The organism is Amycolatopsis sp. NPDC023774, from assembly GCF_040639695.1.
Taxonomy (GTDB): Bacteria; Actinomycetota; Actinomycetes; order Mycobacteriales; family Pseudonocardiaceae; genus Amycolatopsis.
In genome coordinates this window covers 1-4,736 of sequence record NZ_JBFAAJ010000086.1, presented here as the reverse complement: position 1 = coordinate 4,736, position 4,736 = coordinate 1, and the positions used below count along the sequence as shown (strand labels likewise).

The window sequence follows — 4,736 nt, the reverse complement described above, 5'->3', positions numbered from 1 at the left end:
CTTAGCGCTCACGGTATTACCAACGCAGCACAAATTCCAAACGGCACGCGGAACTTTCCCTTGCACGGGGAGTGGTTCCGCCTCCCGAGGGACCCGTGCGGGGCCGGGGGAGGTGCCGTTTGGTGCGGGTGGCGAGGCTTGCCGCTGGGGCACGGATTCCCTTTTCGAGCAGGGAATCCGTGACCCGAGCGAGGGCTAGGAGGCCGTGATGGGGGTGGTCACCGGCTTCCAGGAGGGCCGGGCCGATTCGAACTCGGTGATCTCTTCGGCGTGGCGAAGGGTGAGGCCGATGTCGTCGAGCCCTTCGAGCAGGCGCCAGCGCACGTAGTCGTCGATCTGGAACGGCGCGGTGAAGTCCTTGGCCCGCACGGTCTTGGTCTCGAGGTCGACCGTGACCTCCGTACCGGGCTCGTTCTCGAGCAGCTTCCACAGCAGTTCGACGTCCGACTGTTCGCACTGGGCGGCGACCAGGCCGCCCTTGCCGGAGTTGCCGCGGAAGATGTCGGCGAAGCGGGACGCGATCACGGCGCGGAAGCCGTAGTCCATGAGCGCCCACACGGCGTGCTCGCGCGACGAGCCGGTGCCGAAGTCGGGGCCGGCGACCAGGACGCTGCCTCGGTCGAACGGCTCCTGGTTGAGGATGAAGTCGTCCTGGGTGCGCCAGGCGGCGAACAGGCCGTCCTCGAAGCCGGTGCGGGTCACGCGCTTGAGGTAGACGGCCGGGATGATCTGGTCAGTGTCCACGTTGGACCTGCGCAGCGGCACCCCGATGCCGGTGTGCTGGGTGAACGGTTCCATGGTGGGAGCTCCTGTCTCGGGATGGGTCAGACGGTGGCCAGGTCGGCCGGGGACGAGAGCGTCCCCCGCACGGCCGTGGCGGCGGCCACGAGTGGCGACACCAGGTGCGTACGCCCACCCTTGCCCTGACGGCCCTCGAAGTTGCGGTTGGAGGTCGACGCGCTGCGCTCGCCGGGGGCGAGCTGGTCCGGGTTCATGCCCAGGCACATCGAGCAGCCCGCCTGCCGCCATTCGGCGCCGGCCTCGGTGAAGACCTTGTCCAGGCCCTCCTCGATGGCCGCCTGGCGCACGCGCATGGAGCCGGGGACCACGAGCATCCGCACGGACTCGGCGACCTTGCGCCCGCGCAGCACCTCGGCGGCCGCGCGCAGGTCCTCGATGCGGCCGTTGGTGCACGAACCGAGGAAGACGGTGTCCACTGCGATCTCGCGCAGCGGCGTGCCCGGCTGCAGATCCATATAGGACAGGGCCTTCTCGGCCGAGGCGCGCTCGTTCTCGTCGACGATCTGGGCCGGGTCGGGCACCGAGGCGCCCAGCGGCAGGCCCTGGCCCGGGTTGGTGCCCCAGGTCACGAACGGGGTGAGCTCGTCGGCATCGAGGTGCACCTCGGCGTCGAACTCGGCGCCCTCGTCGGTGCGCAGCTCGCGCCACGCGGCCACGGCCGCGTCCCAGTCGGCGCCTTGCGGCGCGTGCGGGCGGCCCTTCAGGTACTCGAACGTCGTCTCGTCCGGCGCGATCATGCCGGCGCGGGCGCCCGCCTCGATCGACATGTTGCACACCGTCATGCGCGCTTCCATCGACAGCGCCTCGATGGCCTTGCCGCGGTACTCGAGCACGTAGCCCTGCCCGCCGCCGGTGCCGATCTTGGCGATGACGGCGAGAATGATGTCCTTCGCCGTGACGCCCGGCTTCAGCTCGCCGTCGACGGTGATCGCCATCGTCTTGAACTTGAGCAGCGGCAGCGTCTGGGTGGCGAGCACGTGCTCGACCTCCGAAGTGCCGATGCCGAAGGCCATCGCGCCGAACGCACCGTGGGTGGAGGTGTGACTGTCGCCGCACACCACGGTCGTGCCGGGCTGCGTGAGCCCCAGCTGCGGGCCGATGACGTGCACGATGCCCTGCTCGGCGTCACCCATCGGGTGCAGCCGGATACCGAACTCCTTGCAGTTGCGGCGAAGGGTGTCGACCTGGGTGCGCGACACCGGGTCCGCGATCGGGAGGTCGATGTCGACGGTGGGGACGTTGTGGTCCTCGGTCGCGATGGTGAGGTCGGGGCGCCGCACCGGTCGCCCGGCCAGGCGGAGGCCGTCGAACGCCTGCGGGCTCGTGACTTCGTGCACCAGGTGGAGGTCGATGTAGAGCAGGTCCGGTTCGGCACCTTCGCCTCGGCGCACGAGGTGGCTGTCCCACACCTTCTCCGCCAGCGTGCGTGCCTTGCCGGTCGGGCTGGTCATCTCCGGCTCCTTCCAAGGGGTTGGCCGGGAGCAAGGAACTCGGGCGACGTCCGAAGGCGGGGCGAGCCACGTCACGTGCGCAGCTCGAGTTCGTTTTTCCCAGATTCTGGACTTCCCAAACTTCGGGAAGTTAGTATCGCGTCGTGGGACAGCATAGCGGTATCGGAGTACTGGACAAAGCCGTGGCGGTGCTGCAGGCCGTCGCCGAAGACCCCTGTGGGCTGGCGGAACTCTGCACACGCACGGGACTACCGAGGGCGACGGCGCACCGTCTCGCCGTCGGTCTCGAAGTGCATCGGTTGCTGCGCCGGGGTCCGGACGGCCGCTGGCGCCCGGGCACCGCGCTCGCCGAGCTGGCGGGCGGCTCGACCGACCCGTTGCTCGACGCGGCGAGTTCGGTGCTGCCGAAGCTGCGCGACATCACGGGCGAAAGCGTGCAGCTGTACCGGAGGGATGGCGTGCAACGCGTGTGCGTCTCGACGGCTGAGCCGCCGAGTGGCCTGCGCGACACCGTGCCGATCGGCTCGCGCCTGCCGATGACGGCCGGCTCGGGCGCGAAGGTCCTCGCCGCTTGGTCGGATCCGCACACGCAGCGCACCATTCTCGCCGAAGCCGTGTACGGCGAACGCACTTTGCTGGAAGTGCGCCGCCGCGGCTGGGCGCAGAGCGTCGCCGAACGCGAACCCGGCGTGGCGAGCGTCTCGGCGCCCGTGCGCGATTCGTCGGGCACGGTCGTCGCGGCGGTGTCGGTTTCCGGGCCCATCGAACGCATCGGCCGCAAACCGGGCGCGCGCTGGGCCGCCGACCTGCTCGCCGCGGCGGACGCGCTTCAGGAACGGCTTTGACGCTCCGCCCCCGCTGACTCCCACCACTCTCCGCCTCAGGCCGCCTCTCCCCCCGGAGAGGCGGCCTTCTTTTCGGCCTCACGCCGAACAGCCGTTCACCAAGCGGCGGTTCGGGCGCCCGAACCTGTGCCGACCATCTGAGCCGGCTGAGAATCCGGCGGCCGCCTTCACGAGCGCACGACACCCCTCGATGGCACCCTGTCCCCACTTCGCGGCCCGACCGGCCGCGACCCTCCCCGGTGGACGGAGTCCCCATGACCGAACTCACCGACCTCATCCTCGCCGCCCGACGCGCCGGCGGCGCCTCGGACCCGGCAGCCGCGCTGTTGCGGCTGCAGCGGGAGATCGCCGCGTCCGCCGCCGAGGTCCTCGGCTGGCTGCCCGGCGCCGGCGTCGACGAGCACGTGGTCCACGCCGAGCCGACGCTGACGTTGCTCCGGGTCGAGATCGGGCCGCGCACGGAGTACCCGCCGCACGACCACCTCATCCCGGCGTGCATCGCCGTGCTCGAGGGCCGGGAGACCAACACCTTCTACCGCGCGGACGGCTCGGGTATCACCGGCGTGGGGGAGACCGACACGGCGGCGGGGTCCGTGCTGCCGATGGACGAGCGCGTGATCCATTCGGTGGCCAACCGGACCGCCGGCCGGTCCGTGGCGCTGCACGTGTACTTGGGGGATCTCTTCCACCTGTCGCGGACGATCTGGGGCCCGGCCACCGGCGCCGCCGGGCCCTACAGCGACGAGCGGTACTTCGCGCTCGCCCGGACCACGGCGCCCGCCTGACGGTCCTGAGTGGACATATCATCTCGCTCCTGACCAGCTGATCCCTGACGGCGCCCTGGCCGGCGCGGCTGTTCCGCGGTTCTGGTCGGGGCGCTTTTTTCTGTGCTCGCGGACCCGGTCGGGGGTCTCGGTTTCCGTGCCGACGGGCCGATCCCTCACTGAGCGAGCCGGGTGCTTCAGGTCACTTGAGGGGTCCTTCGCGGGCCCGATACCTGTCCCTGGCAGGGCTTCGGGCGACCGAACCGTCGTTCACCGCGGCGCCACTCGCTCGGCCGAGTGCGCCTGCCCTTGCGTCACATGAAAGGCCGGTCCGGGCCTTCGCCGGTCACACTCTTGGCCGAGTCTTCACGCGACGGCCCCCTGCCGGGCGTCCGGGGTGCGCACCTGTTGCCGCTCTTGGGGGTTCTGCTTTGTCGGGTTTCGCGGCCGGCTCCGGTCCGCCGGTCGACTCCTTTGCCGCCCAACGGCCGTCGCCACCGCAGGGTCGCCGAAACCCGCGGCGGCAGGGGTTCCGGCCCTCCCCGGAGACCCTCTGCTCAGCCCGCGGGGGGCCGCCGCGCACCGGATTTCCGACGATCGCGGGGCGGTCGTTCGTCAGTCCGCAAAGGACACTCCTAGGCTCGGGACAAGATCGCCTTCCGCCACTGGAGAAGCATGGAGCGGCGGTGGTCGCTGGGTCAAAACCGCTGGTAGAGCCCCACTCTGCGCGAACAATCGAACACAAGAGCGAATAGAGTGGTGGTTATTCCGACCGTTCCCGAGCCCTTCGAAAGGGCGGACCGCAGACACGCCAAGGGAAAAACCAAGGGTCCCGTTTGGACTTCTCCGCGTTATGGGTAATACTATTGAAGAGT

Annotated in this window: 4 protein-coding genes; 2 read left to right on the top strand and 2 right to left on the bottom strand. The window is 70.1% G+C overall.

The genetic code is table 11. The features are described 5' to 3' along the window. Positions 1–195: 195 nt before the first annotated feature. Together leuD and leuC are read right to left on the bottom strand one after the other, a co-directional pair. Positions 196–798 (bottom strand): 3-isopropylmalate dehydratase small subunit, encoded by a 603-nt coding sequence (gene leuD, locus AB0F91_RS46840; RefSeq protein WP_360608956.1) that lies wholly within the window; start codon positions 796–798, stop codon positions 196–198. Positions 799–824: 26 nt separating this feature from the next. Then, positions 825–2,252 carry a 3-isopropylmalate dehydratase large subunit gene (gene leuC / locus AB0F91_RS46835; protein WP_360608954.1) on the bottom strand — a complete coding sequence of 476 codons (1,428 nt, stop codon included), beginning with the start codon at positions 2,250–2,252 and terminating at the stop codon, positions 825–827. 143 nt (positions 2,253–2,395) lie between these two features. Between leuC and AB0F91_RS46830 the strand changes: the two genes are divergently transcribed. Together AB0F91_RS46830 and AB0F91_RS46825 are read left to right on the top strand one after the other, a co-directional pair. Beyond that, positions 2,396–3,097: an IclR family transcriptional regulator gene (locus AB0F91_RS46830; RefSeq protein ID WP_220237623.1), complete on the top strand. Its 702-nt coding sequence runs from the start codon at positions 2,396–2,398 to the stop codon at positions 3,095–3,097. 254 nt (positions 3,098–3,351) lie between these two features. After that, positions 3,352–3,882 (top strand): hypothetical protein, encoded by a 531-nt coding sequence (locus AB0F91_RS46825; protein WP_360608952.1) that lies wholly within the window; start codon positions 3,352–3,354, stop codon positions 3,880–3,882. Positions 3,883–4,736: the final 854 nt, after the last annotated feature.

Coding starts and splice junctions, on each gene's coding strand:
- leuD (WP_360608956.1), bottom strand. CDS start 798: ATGGAACCGTTCACCCAGCACACCGGCATCGGGGTGCCGCTGCGCAGG.
- leuC (WP_360608954.1), bottom strand. CDS start 2,252: ATGACCAGCCCGACCGGCAAGGCACGCACGCTGGCGGAGAAGGTGTGG.
- AB0F91_RS46825 (WP_360608952.1), top strand. CDS start 3,352: ATGACCGAACTCACCGACCTCATCCTCGCCGCCCGACGCGCCGGCGGC.